The sequence below is a fragment of the Phytomonospora endophytica genome, from assembly GCF_014202425.1.
GTDB lineage: Bacteria > Actinomycetota > Actinomycetes > Mycobacteriales > Micromonosporaceae > Phytomonospora > Phytomonospora endophytica.
This window is the reverse complement of record NZ_JACHGT010000005.1, coordinates 159,919-177,597: the sequence shown is the minus strand read 5'-3', so window position 1 is coordinate 177,597 and position 17,679 is coordinate 159,919. Positions and strand designations below refer to the sequence as shown.

Here is a 17,679-nt window from a genome sequence, read left to right as displayed (position 1 = left end):
GCTCACCTCGGTTCCACGCGCAGTTTCTTGATGGCGCTCTTGTTGCCGGTCTCGGTCAGTTCGTAGGCGTCGGCGGACTTCTCCACGCGTTTCGCCATCGCCTCCAGGGAAGCCCGCAGGTCCGCGCAGGCCTTCGAGATCGCCGTCTGGGCCTCCTCGAAGGCGGCGGCGAGCGGCTGGTGGATGGCACCGAAGGCGTGGTCGCCGAGGCGGACGTACTCGGCGGCGGTGTGCATCTGGCCGGTCTGGCCGGCGAGGGTCGTGACGGTACGGGCGTGCCGGTGCATGGCCTCGAAGTCGACCTCGATGGTGCTCACCAGGTCGTCTCCTTCGCTCGCGCGGGAAGGTTCTCGCGCAGGCCCTCGGCGAACAGCCGCCGCAGGCGGCCACCGGGCGGCACGAGCCGGGCGACGACGTCGGCGGCCGCGTCGGCGCAGTCGCGCTGTGCGGCCTGGGCCGTCTCGACGACGGTCCTGGCGAGCCGGTGGGTCGGCCACGACTGGGTTCTGGGGTCGATCGCGAGGTCGATCAGCGCACCCGTCGGTCCGACGGTCGCCTTGACCAGGCCCGAGCGGTCGGCCGCGCGACCGGTCAGCGAGGACAGTTCGGCGGTGACGGCGTCGGCTACGGCGAGGTCGACGGCGGACTGCTCGGCGAGTTCGGCGATCTCGCGTTCGAGGGCGTCAAGGCCAGGCATCTGCGCGCTCCATTCCGTTGGGAACAAAGCGGAGTGTATGGCCGGGGAGGGGTCTCGCGCTGTCCCGCGGAGGGGACGCTCAGACCGAAACCGCCATCCGCTCGCACACCGCCTGCTCGCGCAGGACCCTGGTGTACGTGGGAAGAGCGTCGTCGTAGCGTCGCCGCCCGAGGTCGCTGAGTTCGACGAAGAGCGCGCGCCGGTCCATGTCGCAGGCGGCCCGGGTGAGCAGTCCGGCGTCGTGGAGGCGGGTGACGGTCCGCGACAGGGCGCTCTGGCTCAGGTACATCTTGGCTTCCAGGTCCTTCATGCGCATCTTCCCGCCGTCGGCCGGGCAGTCGCCGCCGAGGACGAGGAGCACCTGGAACTCACTGAGGCCGAGACCGTGTTCGGCCTGGAGCGCGTGCTCCAGGACGGCCGAGGTGACGTGAACCACCCGGAGTGTCGCGCACCACTGCTCGCGAACCTCGACATCGGTGAGAGCTGCCATGACCAGGAGATTAACATGTCAACACATTAAATGCAAGCGGGTTCGATGTGTTGACATTGAATGCACGGGCATGTAATTTTCCCGGCGTGACACTGACTGACGCACGACTCCGGCCGACCATCGACACTCCCGCCCCCGCACCCTCCCGCAAGTGGAGCGCGAAACTCTGGGCCATCCTGATCGTCGCCGGACTGGCGATGTTCCTCGACGCGCTCGACGTCTCCATGGTCGGCGTCGCGCTGCCGTCCATCGGCGCCGAACTCGGCATGGAGACCGAGAGCCTCCAGTGGATCGTGAACGGCTACATCCTCGGCTACGGCGGCCTCCTGCTGCTGGGCGGCAGGGCCTCCGACCTGCTGGGCCGCCGCAAGGTCTTCCTGATCGCCCTCGCGGTCTTCGGGGTCGCCTCGCTCGTCGGCGGACTGGTCGACTCGGGCGGCCTCCTGATCGCCAGCCGCATCGTCAAGGGACTTGCCGCCGCCTTCACCGCCCCGGCCGCGCTGTCCATCATCACCACGACCTTCAAGGAAGGCCACGACCGCAACCGCGCCCTGTCGCTGTTCACCATCTTCGGCGCGACCGGTTACGCCTCCGGCCTGATCGTGTCCGGCCTGCTGACCGGAATCGACTGGCGCCTGACCTTCTTCGCCCCCGTCATCGCCGTCGCGATCGTCATCGTCGCCGCCTTCATCGTGGTGCCGAAGACCAAGAACGAGGAGCGCGGGCAGATCGACTTCGCCGGAGCGGCCACCCTCACCGGCGGCATGCTGGCGGCGGTCTACACCATCGTGACCGTCCCCGAAACCGGCTTCACACCCTTCCTGATCACCACCACCGTCGCGGCCGTCGTGCTGCTGGCCGCGTTCCTCCTCATCCAGAAGAAGGTCCGCGAGCCCCTGGTGCGCCTGGGGATCTTCAAGGTCGCCTCGATCGTGCGGGCCAACCTGGCCGCGCTGGCCATCTTCGGCTCCTACATCAGCTTCCAGACGATCGTGTCCCTGTACCTGCAGAACACCCTCAAGTGGGAGCCGCTCGACATGGCCCTCGCGCTGGCCCCGGCCGGCATCATCGTGGCCTTCCTCTCGCCGGTCGCGGGCAAGCTCATCGACCGCTTCGGCACCCGCCCGATGATCATCGCGTCGATGGCCTCCTTCGTGCTGGGCTACGCCTGGTTCATCGTCCGCGGCGGCGACGCCGAGCCGGCCTACTTCGTCGACTACCTGCCGTCGTTCCTGCTGCTCGGACTCGGCTTCGCGCTGGGCTTCTCGGCGGTGATGGTGCAGGCGACCGAGGGGATCTCCGACGACGAGCAGGGACTCGCCTCGGGTCTCGTCCAGACCTCCGGCCAGATCGGCGGAGCGGTCGTCCTGGCCGTCGTCACCGGCCTCATCAGCGGCGGCGTCGCGACGAGCCTGACGCAGTACCGGCCCGGTTTGTACTTCGTGATCGCCGTGGCCGTGGTGGGCCTGCTCGCCGCCGCGAGCGCCCTGCTGGGCTCCCGCAAGACGGAGGCCGAGCTGGCGGCCTGAGGCCCGGGCTCGACGGGAGCCACCGGACCGGACGGAGAACGGCGAAGCGCCGACGGGCATCCTGCCCGTCGGCGCTTCGCCGTTCGGGTTACCTCAAGCCCCACGAACCGATCGTCGTCTGCTTCGAGGTGTTGCCGTGGTCGTCCACAGTGGTCATCCGCACCGAAACCGACGTCGCGCCCGCCGGGTGGGTCAGCGTCGCCACACCCGTGTCGGCGTGGCGGGCCACGGTGACGGACCTCCACGTCTTGCCGGAGTCGTAGGAGACCTCGAAGGTCAGCGAGGTCACCTTCGTGCGGACCGCGCCCGTGTGGTCGACCGTCAGCGCGACGACCTGCGGGAGGCCCCTCTTGGCGTAGCCGTTCTCGACACCGGACGCGTTGAGGCGCACGGCGGTGAGGTACTGGTCGGCCATGCCGGTGACCGGGGCGGTCTGGAACGTCCACTCGCCGGTGGACTTCGCCCCGATCGCCGACCACGGCACGTCACGGTCCAGCGAGCACGTCAGCGTGACGGTGCCGGCGGCGTCGGCGGGGATGTCACCGCCGTGCGCGCAGGCCTGGCCCTCGTCGTCCATCAGCGTCTCGCCGTCGAGGGTCATGGTCGTGGTCCCCTCGAACTCGTACTGCGTGGTCGTCTCGATCCGGACGTCAGGTCCGGTGAACAGCGGGACGCTCATCAGCATCGTGCTGCCGAGGTGCTCGTCGTTAACCCGTGTCACTCCCGAGTTTCCGGGCAGGCCCACGCCCAGCGGGGCACGGTTCCAGCGCAGCGTCTCCACCCGCCCGGCACCGTAGACGGCGGAGTGTTGCGAGCTCTCGTAGGACTCCGAGCCTTCGACCTCGTTCATGTAGACCATGCCACTCGACCATGCTCCCGGGGTGAAGTACACGGTCCGGCTGCCCGGGACGGGCACGTGGAGCGCGGGGGTTCCCGTCCCACCGAATTCGGTCTCGTGGCTGTAGGAGACGAGCGTCTCGCCGGATACTCCCTGGCTCTCGTATCGGGCGTCCTGGCGGCCGAGTTCGTTGTCGCCGACCTCGACGTCGATCGTGGGGACCCGGTCGTAGCCGTAGTAGAGGTTGTACTGCCAGGTCTGCGCGGCGTCCCGGGACACGATCGTGGCGGCCAGCTCGACCCTGAAGAAGTACCCGCCCGGGTTCTCGCCGGGGATCGTGTAAGCCTCCGCCGAAGACCCGCCGTAGGAGTACGTCCCGCCGTTCTCGACCGGTTGCAGGAACTCTCCGACGGAGAGATCGGCGTACGTCGGGCCGGTACGGTCCTTGAGACGCAACGAGACCGGAACGGCCCGGCTCCCGTCGACCACCTGCTCGACGTCCGCCGCGATGCGCAGCGCGGGGAGCGTGAAGTGGGTGAGGGCGCCCTGGTCGTCGGTGATCTCGCCGGCCGTGAAGTAGTCGCCCGGCGGCACGCGGAAGTCGACGGACCCGTCGGCGTTGTACTTCGCGGGGAAGTGGACGTCCCCGGTGGCCTTGTCGACGTAGGCCAGGTTCAGATCGGTGACGGTACGCCCGTTCGGAGCCGTCGCCTTGACGTGCGCGTCGTACAGCTCCGGTTCGACGGTGACGCCGAGCGGGGTGCGCACGACGTGCTCCCCGGCGGTCGCCGTCAAGACCGCGGCGTGGGTGCCGAGCGCGTCGCCGACGGTGGGGCTCAACGCGACCGTGGCCCGCGCGGTGCCGCCCGCCGGGACGGTCAGGCTCGCCGGGCTCACGGTGAACATCCCGGCGGTGCCGGCCGAGGTGACCGCGAGCTCGACCGTGACGTCCATAGTGGACGTGTTGCGGTAGGTGACGGCCTTCTCCTTGGGGGAACCGTCGTCCGGGAACTCCACCGTCGGGAAGCTGACGCCGGCGTTCTCGGCGTACACGGCCGCGCCGATCGCGGCGGCGACGTCCACGCGGCCGGAACCGGTGGTGTAGACGCCGACGCTGTCGAGTCCCTTGGCACTGCCCATGAGCGCGGACTTGAGCTGCTGACCGGTCCAGTCGGGATGGCGCTGCTTGAGGATCGCGGCGGCCCCGGCGACGTGCGGGGTGGCCATCGAGGTGCCGTCGTGCGCGACGTACCCGCCCGTCCCGGCCTCGGCGGCCGTGATGGCCACGCCGGGGGCCGAGATGTCGGGCTTGACGGCGTAGTCGCCCACGCGGGGTCCGCGGCTGGAGAAGTCCGCCGGCGCGTCCTGCTTGTCGACCGCGCCGACGGTCAGTGCCGCGTCGGCCGAACCGGGCGACTCGACGGTGCCGTCACCGCCCTCGTTTCCGGCCGCGACGGTGAACAGGGTGCCGTACCGCGCCGACAACTCGTTGACGGCGAGGGCCATCGGGTCGGTGCCGTCGGTGGGCATGCCGCCGAGGCTCATGCTGATCGTTGAGGCGCCTTGGCTCGCGGCCCACTCCATGCCGTCGACGATGCCGCTGAAGGAGCCGGAGCCCTCGTCGTCGAGGACCTTGCCGACGAGGAGCGTCGCGCCCGGCGCGACGCCCTTGTAGCGCCCCTGGGAGGCCGCGCCGGTGCCCGCGATGGTGGATGCCACGTGGGTGCCGTGGCCGTGGCCGTCGGCGGCGTCCGGCGAGGTGCCGGTGAAGTCCTTCGCCTGCGCGACCTGGCCTTCGAGGTCGGGATGCGCGGTGTCGTAACCGGTGTCGAGGACGGCGACGGTGACGCCGGTGCCGTCGTACCCGGCTTCCCAGGCGGTCGGCGCGCCGATCTGCGGGACGCTCTGGTCGAGGAGGACGTCCGCCTTGGCGTCGAGCCAGATGTGCTCGACGTCGGCGTTCATCGCGCGGTTCCCGCCGCTGGGCGCGATGCGCCCCCACAGCTCGGTGGCGCCTTCGGCGGTGACGGACAGGGCGCGTGCGTCGATGCTGTCGAGGTCGCGGCCGTCCGCGGACAGACCGGAATCACCCGCGGCGGAACGGAACGCGGCACTGTCGCCGTTCTGGACGATGACCGGCAGGTCGGCACCGTCGGCGTACCCGTCCTCGATGAGCCCGTTGACGTCGAAGAGGGCGCGGTCGAGCAGGCCGCGGTTGACCAGCGGCGCGGCGTCGAGGGGCAGAACGCCCGCGCCGGAACGGATGTAGCCGATGTGTTCACGGCCGACGGCGGGCAGGTAGACGTAGCCGCCGTCGGCTTTGACGTGGATCTTGTCGCCGGTGATGAGGGTGACGAGGTGAGTCCGACCGTCGGCGGGCGCGGGAAGAGGTGTCCCGCCGGTATCGGTGGCCGCCTGGGCCGGAGTCGCCGCGACGGCGGCGGCCAGCAACCCGAGGGCGGCGAGGGTCGAGCGGATGCGCATGGGTCTCCTGGTTCGAAGTAGACAGTCCTATGTGGACAGACGACGCACGGTGTCGCCCACCGCGCGTCGTCCGCGCGCGTCAGGGGGTCAGACCGAACCCGTCGACGACACCCGAGGCGTCCCGGAAGAAGATGCTCTCGACCTCGCCCTTCTTCATCGAGATGTCGGACTCCTCGTAGGTGCCGTCGGCCACGGCGATCTCGCGGAAACCGACGTACTCGTGCGTCGCCGGGTCGACCAGTACCTGGTGCGACCACCAGCCGTCCTCGACGAAACCGAGCGTGAGGACCTCGCGGCCCTCGATCTCCGTCGGCCCCTCCACGACCGCGCCGGGGATCAGCGCGGCGGCCTGCCACAGCGCCGAGGTCACGTCGGGCGGAAGGAGGTTGTTGTCGAGGATGCTCAGGACGTACCGCCCCAGACCGGGGTTGTCCTCGCCGACCGGGCTCTGTACGTCTTCGGCGCCGTCGGCGCCCTGCTCCAACTTGGCCAGCAGCGCGTCCAGGAGCTGCTGCGGATCGGTGGGCAGGGTGGACAGGAACGGGTACTCGTTGTCCTGGTCCCAGGCCTCGATCTTGCCGTGGAGCTCGTTGTAGGCGGCCATCTGGACCCCGTCGGCCCGAAGCCAGACCTCGTCGGTGCCCTCCTTGCTCATTCCCTTGGATTCGGCCATCGGGCCGGGGTTGCTGCCACTGCTCTTGATGTAGAGCCACTGGTCGGGGCGCGGGTCGGTCCACGGCTGCGCCGCGGCGTACTGGGCGGCGAGGCGGAAGGTCCGGGCCGCCGGGGTCTCGTCCGGGTACTGCTGGGTCGCGGCGGTGTCCGGCGCGGTGCCGTCCCCGCCCGCCAGCAGGCCGAAACCGCCGGTGGCCGCGCCCACCGCGACCGCCGCCGCCGCGAGGACGGAGGCGGTGACGAGCGCGAATCGACGGCGCGGACGGCGAACCGGCCGCGCTTCCGGCTGGAACTCGGTCATGAGGAACTCCTGGATCTGGCGGTGGCGGTGCGCGGACAGGTCCCGGATCGCCGGGTCCGGCAGCAGCCGGGCCAGCTCGTCGTGGTCGTCGTGTTCATTGGTCATCGGGGTGTCTCCTGTGCGAACCGGACCGCATTCGTGCGGTCGCCTCGTGTCTGTCCCGGGCGGGCCACCGGTTCCCGCTTTTCTTCGGCCGGTTCCGCGAGCGGCCGCACACGTCCGGCGGCGACGAGCTTTTCGAGCCGCTTGCGGGCCCGCGAGAGGCGCGACCGGACGGTCCCCACGGGCACTCCGAGCGCCTGCGCGGCCTCGGTGTAACCGAACCCGGACCACACGCACAAGGTCAGAACCTCCCGCTCGTGCTTGCGCAGGCGGGCCACCGCGTCGCGCACCATGGAGAGCCGCTCGCGCTCGTCGATGGTGGCGACGACCTCGTCGGCGTGGTCGGGCACGGGTTGGGGCTTCGGGAGCCGCGCCATCGCCGACGCGTGGCGCCGAGCCGCCCGCCGCACGTTGCGGGCCACGTTGGTCGCCACGCCGTACAGCCAGGCCCGCAACGGCCCGGCGCTCTCGTCGGAGTCGACGCGTTCCCGAAGCCGCCAGGCTTCGAGGAAGGTCAGCGAGACGACGTCCTCGGCCGTCGACCAGTCGCCGGTGAGGCGGTAGGCATGGTGGTGGATGGCGCGGGCGTACTCGTCGAAGAGCTCGCCGAAGGCGTCGCGGTCCCCGTCACGGATCCGGGCGCGGATAGTCGGTTTCACGGTTGCTGCTGTCCGCGACGGCGGGAGGGTTCCGTGAGGTGGGTCACAGGAAGCATCGGGCGTGCGCGGTCCAGTCCAATACGCAGGTTCCCGGCCTGTTGTAGGTTCGACCCCATGGAATTCCGTCACCTCGGCCGCTCCGGCCTCGTCATCAGCGAAATCGCCTACGGTAACTGGATCACGCACGGCTCCCAGGTGGAGGAGGAGGCCGCGCACGCGTGCGTCCGCGCCGCCCTCGACGCCGGCATCACGACCTTCGACACCGCCGACGTCTACGCCGCCACGAAGGCCGAGTCCGTCCTCGGCCGCGCGCTCAAGGGCGAGCGCCGCGAAGGCCTGGAGATCTTCACGAAGGTCTACTGGCCGACCGGTCCGGGCCGCAACGACCGCGGCCTGTCCCGCAAGCACATCATGGAGTCCATCAACGGCTCGCTGGAGCGTCTCCAGACCGACTACGTCGACCTGTACCAGGCCCACCGCTATGACTACGAGACCCCGCTGGAAGAGACGATGGAGGCCTTCGCCGACATCGTGCACGCGGGTAAGGCGCACTACATCGGTGTGTCCGAGTGGCGCGCGGAGGAGATCCGGGCCGCGCACGCCCTCGCCCGGGAACTGAAGATCCAGCTGGTCAGCTCGCAGCCGCAGTACTCGATGTTGTGGCGGGTCATCGAGGCCGAGGTCGTCCCGACCTCGGAGGAGCTGGGCATCGGCCAGATCGTCTGGTCGCCGATCGCGCAGGGCGTCCTCACCGGCAAGTACCTGCCGGGGCAGGCGGCGCCCGAGGGCAGCCGCGGTGCCAACGAGGACGGCGGCGTCGGCCGCTACCTCAACGACGACGTCCTGTCCCGCGTGCAGCGGCTCAAGCCGATCGCCGAGGGCGCGGGCCTGTCGCTGGCGCAGCTGGCCGTGGCGTGGGTCCTGCAGAACCCGAACGTGTCGGCCGCGATCATCGGCGCGAGCCGTCCCGAGCAGGTCGCCGAGAACGTCAAGGCGGCCGGTGTGAAGCTCGACGCCGACGCGCTCAAGGCCATCGACGAGATCCTGGACCCGGTCGTCGAGCGCGACGCGGCCAAGACCGTCAGCCCCGAGAAGCGCCCGCTGTAGTCCGTCGCGCCGCCCCACCGCCTCGGTGGGGCGGCGTCGCGCGGCCGCTACTCCTGGTCGGCGTTGAGGCCCATGCGGTACTCGACACGCTCGTCCTCAAGGAGGACCACCGTGGCCACGCCCTGCTCGCTGAGTTCACGCCACTTCATCCCGAGCCACGATTCGGCGTCGCCCTGGCTTTGGTGCGTGTCCTCGGGGTCGGGCTTGCGCTGACCCTCGCCGTCCTCCAGCTGCCACGTCCACACCATCATGTCCCCTCTCATTGTCTGCCTTGGCAGGCTATAGCCTTGCTCCTCGTGAGCACTGAGAGCAGTTCGGCCGACACCGCCCCCGAGCCCGCGGCCATCGACATCACGCAGGTCACCGCACCGTTCCCGGACGAGGCGTTCTCCGGGGCCACGCGCAACCGCCTGACCACACTCGACCTGCCCGGCGGCGGTTTCGGCAACGCCGCCAACCTGCTCGCGTGGGTCGGCCGTGTGCAGGGCAGCGAGAACCCGAAGCCCTTCACCAAGGTCCGCGCGATCGTGCTGGCGGGCGGCTTCGCCGGTGACTTCGCGGCCGGCGACGAGGACCTCTCCCGGCGTCTGGCCGAGGTCCGCGACGGTTCGAGCCCCTTGAGCGTGCTCGCCGACGCCGCGGGCATCGGTCTGCAGATCGTCGAGGCGGACGAGGCGAAGGCCCCCGAGTCCGGCGACACGATGACCGAGGACGAGGTCACCTCGGCCATGAAGCGCGGTGCCGCCCTCGCCGACGCCGCCGTCGACTCCGGCGCCGACCTGATCGTCCTCGGCGCGCTCGGCCAGGGCCTGCGCACGGCCGCGATCGCGCTGGCCGCGCACGCCACGAACTCCGAGGCGATCGGCTGGCTCCCCCGGGTCCTGGCCGAGCCCGGCCGGTACGACGACGAGGCGTGGATGCGGCGTGCCGCCGCCGTCCGCGACGCCTCGACGAACGCCCGCCCGCAGGCCCGTCGCGCGCAGGTCATGCTGCGCGTGCTCGGCGGCCCGGCGCTGGCCGTCGCGACCGGCCTGATCATCGGCGCGGCCCTGCGCCGTACGCCGATCCTCTACGACGGCCCGGTCGCCGCGGCGGCGGCGATCATGGCCCGCGACGTGACCCTGGGCGCCCCGAAGTGGTGCTACGCGCCCGACCACGGCCCGCACAAGCCGGTCGAGAAGGTCAACGACCTCATCGGCTACCTGCCGGTCTTCGACCTGAAGCTCGACCTCGGCGAGGGCGCCACGGCGCTGTCGCTGCTGCCGGTGGTGAACACGCTGCTGGCGATGTCCTCGACGGGCAAGGTCCACGCTCCCGCGCGCGACGACGGGGACGCGACCTGACGACGGTGGCGGGGGATGTCGGTGGCCGGGCCTAACCTGGCCCCATGACGATCACCTACGAACAGGTTCGCGAGTGGGTCCTCGACCTCCCCGGCGGCCGCGAGGTCGTCGTGGCGGAGTGGGGGCACTCGCAGACCCTGCGCGTCGGCGACAAGGTCTTGGCCATGGGCGCCGAGGGCAGCGGGCAGCTGTCGGTGAAGGCGAGCCGGGAGATGCAGGCGGAGCTGCTGGACGGTTTCCCGGAGGTCTACGAGAAGGCGCCCTACGTGGGCCGCTTCGGGTGGGTGCGGGTCGACCTGGAAAAGGCCGACCCGGACGACCTGCGCGACCTGGTCGAGGACGCGTGGCGCCGCACCGCCCCGAAGCGAGTCGTCCGGGAGTTCGACGCCCGCGAGGACGGCTGACGGGCCCTAACGCACCGAGGGCTGCACGAACGGCGGTTTGACGACCTTCATCTCGACGCGGCGGCCGCGCACGTCGACCTCCACGATCGCGCCCTCGTCGAGCCCGGCGGCGGTGTCGAGGAGCGCCAGCGCGATGCCGGTCTTCTTGGTCGGCGAGAAGGTGCCCGAGGTGACCGTGCCGACGGCGTCATCACCGTTGTAGACGGTCATGTCGGCGCGCGGGATGCCACGGCCGGTGGCCTCAAGGCCCCACAGGCGGCGGCCCGGCCCGGCGGCCTTCTCGGCGACGAGGGCCTCGCGGCCCCAGAACTCCGGCTTCTTCCAGCCGACGGCCCAGCCGGTGCGTGCCTCGTTGGGCGTGATGTCCATCGACAGTTCGTGGCCGTGGAGCGGGTAGCCCATCTCGGTGCGCAGGGTGTCGCGCGCGCCGAGCCCGGCGGGGCGGACGCCCTGCGGCTCCCCGGCCTTGATCAGCGCGTCCCAGACGGCGACGGCGCCGTCGGCGGGGACGACCAGCTCGTAGCCGTGTTCACCGGTGTAGCCGGTGCGGCAGACGACGAGGGAGACGCCGTCGAGGTCGGCGTCGGCGAAGGACATGTAGTCGTGCTCGGTGGGCAGGCCGAGGGCGGCCAGGACCTCGGTCGACTTCGGGCCCTGCACGGCGAGCACCGCGTGGTCGGCGTGCTGCTCCTCGACGGTGACGCCCTCGGGCGCGGCGGCGGCGAGGCGGCGGGCGACCTCGGCGGTGTTGGCCGCGTTGGGGATGAGGAACACGCGGTCCTCGCCGTAGAGGTAGGCGATGAGGTCGTCGACGACGCCTCCGCCGGCGTCGCAGCACAGCGTGTACTGCGCCTTGCCGGGGGCGATGCGGCCCAGGTCGTTGGTGAGGCAGCGGTTGACGAAGTCGGCGGCCCCTTCACCGCGCACGTCGACCTTGCCCAGGTGCGAGACGTCGAAGACGCCGACGCCCTCGCGGACCGCGGTGTGCTCGGCGATCACGCCGCCGCCGGCGTACTCAAGGGGCATGTCCCAGCCGCCGAACTCGGCGAACTTGGCGCCCGCGGCTACGTGGCGGTCGTGCAGTGGTGATCGGCGAGACGTCGTGGTCATGAGGGGAACCTACCGCGCCTTCCCGGGCCGTACGATCGACGGGATCGAGAAAGATCCACGTGCCACACCGCAGAGCTGCGCAAGCCCGCCAGACACTGATTAAGGACACAGCTGTGACCGACTTGACCCTGACCACCGCCGATGCGACGGCCCTCGGCGTCGACGTCCTCGTGATCGGCCTGCACAGCGGCGACGAGCTGACCCTCGCCCCCGGCGCCGAGGCCGTCGACGCCGCATTCGACGGCGCCCTTTCGTCCACCCTCGAACTGCTCGGCGCGTCCGGTGCGGTCGGCGAGGTGACCCGGTTCGCGTCCCTTGGCAAGGTGACCGCGCCCGTCGTGGCCGCCGTCGGCCTCGGCCCCGTCCCGGAGGACGGCGAGTCGGTCAAGGCGGAGAGCCTGCGCCGCGCCGCCGGTTCGGTCGCGCGTTCGGCGACGGGCCGCGAGTCGGTCGCGCTGGTCCTGTCGACCGACGGCGACGAAGGCGCCTCGCTCGCCGAGGGCGCGCTGCTGGGCGCCTACCGCTTCGCCGGCTACAAGTCGGAGACCGACGAGAAGAGCCTGCCGGTCAAGACGGTCACCTTGGTCGGTTCGAACGCCGACGTCGCGCGCGCCACGGCGATCGCCGACGCCGTCGCGCGGTGCCGCGACTGGGTCAACACCCCCGCCAACCTGCTGCGTCCGCCCGGTTTCGCCGAGCTGGCCTCGGCGGCGGCGACCGAGGCCGGCCTTGAGGTCGAGGTCCTCGACGAGCACGCCCTGGAGGCGGGCGGCTACGGCGGCATCCTGGCCGTCGGCAACGGCTCGGACGCCAAGCCGCGCCTGGTCCGCATCGCCTACCGCACGCCTGGCGCGGCCAAGCACGTGGCGCTGGTCGGCAAGGGCATCACCTTCGACACCGGCGGCATCTCCATCAAGCCCCCGCAGGGCATGTGGGACATGAAGACCGACATGGGCGGCGCCGCCGCGGTGATCACCACGATCCTCGCCGTGGCCGCACTCAAGCCGAACGTCAACGTCACCGCCTACGCGGCGATGGCCGAGAACATGCTGTCGGGCTCGTCGTACCGTCCCGGCGACGTCGTCACCGCCTACGGCGGCAAGACGATCGAGGTCCTCAACACCGACGCCGAGGGCCGCATGGTCCTGTGCGACGCGATCGTGCGCGCCGGCGAGGACGACCCGGACTTCCTCTACGAGACCTCGACGCTGACCGGCGGGCAGGTCATCGGCCTCGGCAAGCGCACCAGCGGCGTCATGGGCGACGAGACCGAGTGCGCCCGCGTCAAGGCCGCCGGTGAGCGCGTCGGCGAGCTGATGTGGCCGATGCCGTTCCCGGAGGAGATCCACAAGATCATGGACTCCCCGATCGCCGACACCTCGCAGGTCGCGCAGGGCATGGACCGCGCCGGGCACATGCTCCAGGCGGGGATCTTCCTGTCGCGCTTCGTCAAGGAGGGTCTGCCGTGGGCGCACATCGACATCGCGGGCCCGTCGGGTCACGCGGGTGAACCCTACGGCTACATCCCGAAGGGCGCCACGGGCGTTCCGGTGCGGACGCTGCTCGCGCTGATCGAGGAGCACGCGGCGGCCGAGTAGCCGTCACACGTCGCCGACGGCGCCGGTTCCCCTCGCGAGGGCCGGCGCCGTCGGCAATTGCGTTGTCGTGTCGCGACGTCCCCGCCTAACCTGACCGGGCAGCCGATCGAGGGGGAAGTCATGCGCGTGTCCTATCCGCGCACCCCGCATCTGCCGTGGTCGCCGGGGTTCACCGCCGACGACCTGCGCACGGGAGTCGTGGCCCTCGGCGGGCGCGAGGTCGTGGTGACCGAGAAACTCGACGGCGAGAACACCACGCTCTACCGCGACGGCCTGCACGCCCGGTCCCTCGACTCCGGGCACCATCCGTCCCGGGCGAGGGTCAAGGCCCTGCACGGCCGCGTCGGGCGGCTCATCCCCGAGGGGTGGCGCGTGTGCGGGGAGAACATGTACGCCCGCCACTCCCTGGCCTACGACGACCTCGACGGCCACTTCTACGCCTTCTCCGTCTGGGACGGCGACACCTGCCTCGGCTGGGACGCCACCGCCGGCTTCGCGCGTGGGCTCGGCCTGCCCGTCCCGCGCGTGCTGTACCGCGGTCCCTACGACGAGCGTTTCCTGCGTCGGCTGCGGCTCGACACCGAGCGCGTCGAAGGCTACGTCGTGCGCGACGCCGCCGCGTTCACCCTCGGCGAGTTCGGCGAGCGCATGGCGAAGTGGGTACGGGCGCGGCACGTACGGACCGACACGCACTGGATGCACGCGACCGTGGTGCCGAACGGGCTGGGGCCGGCCGCGGCGTTGTGGGAGGTCCGCTCGGGCGGGAAACCCGATGTCGCCGCCTTGGCCGCGCTGACCGGACTGGGCGTGGAGCACGCCGACGCCGCCGTCGAGGCGGCCGCCCGGCTCGGGGACCGGACCGGGGACGCGCGGCTGTCGGGCGTCCTGGCCGCCCTCGCGCACGACCGGCCACGTGCCCGGCTGGCCGCGGAGCTGGCGTCGCGGGTCGGGGTGGGCCTCGCGCGCCGGGTCGCCGACCTGGTGGGCCTGCGGCCGCGACTGTCGGATCCGCCGGACCATGTGGCCTTGTCCGACGAGCGCCGCCGGGCGGGGTTGCTGCGCATGTCGGCCTCGGCCGACCTGGGCGTCCTGCACGCCGTGGCGATGGCCGTCGCGCCCGGCGAGGAGGTCGAGTGGTCGGCCGTGCACGCCGCCGAACTGCCGCTCGCCCGGCCGGTCCACGACGGGCTCACCGGCGACGCCGACGTCGTCGCGCGCCGCTGGGGCGAGGCCCGGGACGCCTTCGCCGACGGCCGGATCCGCACCGCCGAGGAGGCCGGGGCGCTGACCTGGCGCTGGCGCGACGGGGGTTTCCCGCGTGTGGTGATCACCGTGGGGCCGTCCGGAAGCGGCAAGTCGCGTTTCGCCGAGACGGTCGCCGCCGACGAGGTGCTCTCCCTCGACGCCCTGCGCGTCGCGCGCGGTTCCCGCGCCGACCAGCGCGACAACGCCGCCGTGCATCGCGAAGGGCTCGCGCGGCTGGGTGCGGCCTTGAGCGGGAAACGCACGGTCGTGTGGGACGCGACCGCCCTCAACGCCCATCAGCGCGCCTCGGTCCACGCCGTGGCCGCCCGCCGGGACGCCCTGGTCACCCACGCGGTGTTCCTCGTCGACGCCGGGGAGCTCGCCCGCCGCAACGACGCGCGCGAGAACCGCGTCCCGCCCGGAGTCCTCGACGCGCAGCTCGCGCGTTTCAGTCCGCCGTATCCCGGTGAGACGCACCGCACCTGGTACGTCGCACCGGACGGCTCGATCGCCGACACCGCGGGAGCCCCCGATGCGCACCAGTGACGAGATCTACCACCGGATCCGCTGGGACGCGCGCTTCGACCCGGCGCGCTTCGTCGTCGGTGTCGCCGAACGCGGTCGCGAGCCCAAGCGGGTGCCGTTCCCCGTGTTCGCCCCGGGCGGGGACGTGCCCTGGCACCGGGTGCTGTTCGTGGAGGCCGACGGGGAAACCGTGTGGGACCGCGCGAGCGGCCTCGACGTCCTCGACTCCGCCGGGCTCGGGCTCGTGCGGCACGAGAGCCTGCTGCGACCGCCGTTCTTCAGCGCCCGCGCGGTACGCGGGGAGGGCACGTCGACGGCGGCGGCCGTGCGCGTCTTGACGTGGAACACCCTGTGGGACCGCTTCGAGTCGCATCGGGTCCGCACCGCCGAGCGCCGTCCCCTTCTGCTGGCGGCACTGCGGGAGGCCGAGGCCGACGTCATCGCGCTCCAGGAGGTCGAGCTTCCGCTGCTGGCGATGCTGGAACCGTGGACGGCGTCCGGCTGGGCGGTGCTCGGCGAGCCCGACGACGTCGCCACGGCCGGGCTGGTCCTGCTGTCGCGGCTGCCGGTCCGTGAAGCCGGGTGGCACGCCCTCAGCGGGCACAAGGCCGTCGCGGCGATCGTCGTGGAGACCGCGACCGGCCCGCTGACCGTCCTGACCACGCACCTGACCAGCGACCACACCGAAGGTGGAGGCGACCGCCGGGGCGGCGAGCTGGCCCGCATCGCCGAGGGACTGTCCGGGGTGGACGGCGAGGTGGTCCTCACCGGCGACTTCAACGAGATCGGCGAGCGGCCGGCGACGATCCTGGCGATGCGCGACGCCTGGTCGCAGGCGCGCGGGGACGAGACGCCGACCTTCGACCCGGGCGCGAATCCGCTCGCCGCGATCGCCTCGCTGTCGGGGCGCTCGGGGCGGATCGACAAGATCTTCCTGCGCGGCCCGCACGCGGCGTCCGCCTCGCTGCACGGCGACGTGCCGGTCGGCGGGCTGCATCCGTCCGACCACTATGGAGTGTCCGCGGTGCTCGGCGGCCGGCCCGAAGGCGAGATCCTCGACGCCGCTCCCGGCGCGCGGACCGCCATGGCGTGGATCCCGCCGGAGGAGTTGTGGGAGCCGATCCAGCGTGTCCGGCGCGACCACGACGGATCCTTCGGCCGCTGGCCGCCGCACGTGAACGTGCTCTTCGGCTTCGTCCCCGAGGCCGACTTCGACCGGGCCGCGCGGCTCGCGGCGGAGGCCCTGTCTGGCGTCGCGCCGTTCACCGCCCGTCTCGGCGAGGTCCGCCGCTTCGAGCAGGGCACGGTCTGGCAGCACCCGGGCGACGCGGGCTGGAACGCCCTGCGCGACGCCCTCGGCGCCCGGTTCCCGGGCTGTGCGGGCCGCGCCTACATCCCGCACCTGACCGTCGGGCGCGGCGACGTCGCACCGAATCTGCCCGTCGCGACCGCTCCGGTCACCGCGCTCACCTTGCTGTCCCGCCGGGGCGACGGGCCGATGGAACCCCGTGCGACGGTTTCCCTCGGCACCGGCGAGGTCACCTGGATCGACGCGGCACCGACCGCGCCCACGCCGGGCCGCACGAGTCCCGCGTCGGTGATCGCGCGCGTCACCGCCGCCCTCCCCGACGCCGACGTCCACCTCGTCGGCTCCCGGCGCCTCGGCTGCGAACTGCCCGGCGCCGACGTGGACCTCGTGGCCGCCGGGACCGTGCCGGCCGCCGCGATCGCCGCACTGCCCGGCGTCACCGGGTTCCGGGAGCTGACCGACGCCCGCGTCACGGGCATGCGCTTCCGGCTCGGCGACCTCGCCGTCGACCTGGCCGTCGCGCCCGGCGAGCCGCGCGCGGTCGCCCGCCGGACCGAACGCGACCCGGCCACCGCGATCACCCTCAGCGCCGTCGGCGACGCCGAGGCCCTCGACGGGCGGGTGAATCCCGCGCTCGCCCGCCGGGTCAAGGCCTGGGCACGGGCGCGCGGGCTGGACGGCGCGCCGTTCGGCATGCCGCCGGGCCTCGCCTGGACGGTGATGGCGGCGCTGGTCTCCGGCGGTCTCGCCGACTTCTTCGCGCACTGGGCCGCCTGGGACTGGAACCGCCCGATCGCACTCGACGGCTCCCCCGAGCCGACCGGTGCGCCCATGACCGTCCTGACCCCGAGCGCGCCCGTCCGCTCCTGCACCACGCAGGTTCTGCCCGGCACCGTCGAGCTGCTCACCGAGGAGCTCTACCGGGGCTGGGAACTCGCCGGATCGTCCGGACTCCTCGCTCCCCCGCCCGTGCACCGCCGGCATCGCGCGTGGGCGGTGATCACCGTGTCCGCGACGGGCGACTTCGAGGCCGCCCGGGGCCGGATGCGCGGCCGGATGAACGCCCTGCTCGCCGAACTGCCCGAGGGCGCCCACGCCTGGCCGCGGCCCTTCGAGGAGCGCCCGGGCCGCGCCCGCTACGCCGTCGGACTCGGTCGCGGCGACATCGACGGCGTCGACGCGACCCTGACGGCCTGGGCACGCGGCCTGAGAGGCGTGTCGGCGGAGCTCGCGGGAAACGGCGAGGTCCCGGACCTGGTGTGA

15 protein-coding genes are annotated in these 17,679 nt (G+C 72.1%); 7 read left to right on the top strand and 8 right to left on the bottom strand.

Annotated elements, in window-relative coordinates:
* Window positions 1-2: 2 nt before the first annotated feature.
* The 3 genes from HNR73_RS12685 to HNR73_RS12675 all read right to left on the bottom strand — a co-directional run bounded on the left by HNR73_RS12685 (window position 3) and on the right by HNR73_RS12675 (window position 1,187).
* Entirely contained in the window at window positions 3-317 is a 315-nt protein-coding gene (locus HNR73_RS12685; RefSeq protein ID WP_184787598.1) for a type VII secretion target, read from the bottom strand.
* A complete protein-coding gene (locus HNR73_RS12680; protein ID WP_184787597.1) occupies window positions 314-697 on the bottom strand; it encodes a YbaB/EbfC family nucleoid-associated protein in 384 nt (127 codons plus the stop codon). Before HNR73_RS12680 ends, HNR73_RS12685 begins: the two co-directional genes overlap by 4 nt.
* Window positions 698-776: 79 nt before the next feature.
* Window positions 777-1,187, bottom strand: coding sequence for a MarR family winged helix-turn-helix transcriptional regulator (locus HNR73_RS12675; RefSeq protein WP_184787596.1), 411 nt, complete (start codon window positions 1,185-1,187; stop codon window positions 777-779).
* 86 nt (window positions 1,188-1,273) lie between these two features.
* On the opposite strand from HNR73_RS12675, the gene HNR73_RS12670 reads away from it, so the two are divergent.
* Complete coding sequence (locus tag HNR73_RS12670; RefSeq protein ID WP_239122262.1) at window positions 1,274-2,716, top strand: MFS transporter; 1,443 nt, start codon at window positions 1,274-1,276, stop codon at window positions 2,714-2,716.
* Window positions 2,717-2,804: 88 nt separating this feature from the next.
* On the opposite strand, the gene HNR73_RS12665 is transcribed toward HNR73_RS12670, so the two are convergent.
* From HNR73_RS12665 to HNR73_RS12655, 3 genes are all read right to left on the bottom strand, one after another.
* On the bottom strand, window positions 2,805-6,038 hold the full coding sequence (locus HNR73_RS12665) for a S8 family peptidase (RefSeq protein WP_184787594.1): 3,234 nt from the start codon (window positions 6,036-6,038) through the stop codon (window positions 2,805-2,807).
* A 79-nt stretch (window positions 6,039-6,117) separates the two neighbouring features.
* Window positions 6,118-7,119: a CU044_5270 family protein gene (locus HNR73_RS12660; RefSeq protein ID WP_184787593.1), complete on the bottom strand. Its 1,002-nt coding sequence runs from the start codon at window positions 7,117-7,119 to the stop codon at window positions 6,118-6,120.
* The gene (locus HNR73_RS12655; RefSeq protein WP_184787592.1) at window positions 7,116-7,775 is read right to left on the bottom strand and encodes an RNA polymerase sigma factor; all 660 of its coding nucleotides are present in this window, start codon (window positions 7,773-7,775) and stop codon (window positions 7,116-7,118) included. The genes HNR73_RS12660 and HNR73_RS12655 overlap by 4 nt, the downstream gene beginning before the upstream one ends.
* A gap of 114 nt (window positions 7,776-7,889) precedes the next feature.
* Between HNR73_RS12655 and HNR73_RS12650 the strand changes: the two genes are divergently transcribed.
* On the top strand, window positions 7,890-8,882 hold the full coding sequence (locus HNR73_RS12650; RefSeq protein WP_184787591.1) for an aldo/keto reductase family protein: 993 nt from the start codon (window positions 7,890-7,892) through the stop codon (window positions 8,880-8,882).
* Window positions 8,883-8,929: 47 nt separating this feature from the next.
* Here HNR73_RS12650 and HNR73_RS12645 read toward each other — a convergent pair whose 3' ends face one another.
* Window positions 8,930-9,133, bottom strand: coding sequence for a hypothetical protein (locus tag HNR73_RS12645; RefSeq protein ID WP_373316629.1), 204 nt, complete (start codon window positions 9,131-9,133; stop codon window positions 8,930-8,932).
* A gap of 45 nt (window positions 9,134-9,178) precedes the next feature.
* Here HNR73_RS12645 and HNR73_RS12640 point away from each other — a divergent pair, with 45 nt between their 5' ends.
* Window positions 9,179-10,225, top strand: a complete 1,047-nt coding sequence (locus tag HNR73_RS12640) for a nicotinate-nucleotide--dimethylbenzimidazole phosphoribosyltransferase (protein ID WP_184787590.1) — start codon at window positions 9,179-9,181, stop codon at window positions 10,223-10,225.
* Between the two features lie 44 nt (window positions 10,226-10,269).
* On the top strand, window positions 10,270-10,629 hold the full coding sequence (locus HNR73_RS12635) for an MmcQ/YjbR family DNA-binding protein (protein WP_184787589.1): 360 nt from the start codon (window positions 10,270-10,272) through the stop codon (window positions 10,627-10,629).
* A 6-nt stretch (window positions 10,630-10,635) separates the two neighbouring features.
* Here HNR73_RS12635 and gcvT read toward each other — a convergent pair whose 3' ends face one another.
* Window positions 10,636-11,739, bottom strand: a complete 1,104-nt coding sequence (gcvT, locus tag HNR73_RS12630) for a glycine cleavage system aminomethyltransferase GcvT (protein WP_184787588.1) — start codon at window positions 11,737-11,739, stop codon at window positions 10,636-10,638.
* Between the two features lie 113 nt (window positions 11,740-11,852).
* Here gcvT and HNR73_RS12625 point away from each other — a divergent pair, with 113 nt between their 5' ends.
* The 3 genes from HNR73_RS12625 to HNR73_RS12615 all read left to right on the top strand — a co-directional run bounded on the left by HNR73_RS12625 (window position 11,853) and on the right by HNR73_RS12615 (window position 17,679).
* On the top strand, window positions 11,853-13,337 hold the full coding sequence (locus tag HNR73_RS12625; RefSeq protein WP_184787587.1) for a leucyl aminopeptidase: 1,485 nt from the start codon (window positions 11,853-11,855) through the stop codon (window positions 13,335-13,337).
* A gap of 120 nt (window positions 13,338-13,457) precedes the next feature.
* Window positions 13,458-15,128, top strand: a complete 1,671-nt coding sequence (locus HNR73_RS12620) for an RNA ligase family protein (RefSeq protein ID WP_184787586.1) — start codon at window positions 13,458-13,460, stop codon at window positions 15,126-15,128.
* Window positions 15,115-17,679 (top strand): RNA repair domain-containing protein, encoded by a 2,565-nt coding sequence (locus HNR73_RS12615; protein WP_184787585.1) that lies wholly within the window; start codon window positions 15,115-15,117, stop codon window positions 17,677-17,679. Before HNR73_RS12620 ends, HNR73_RS12615 begins: the two co-directional genes overlap by 14 nt.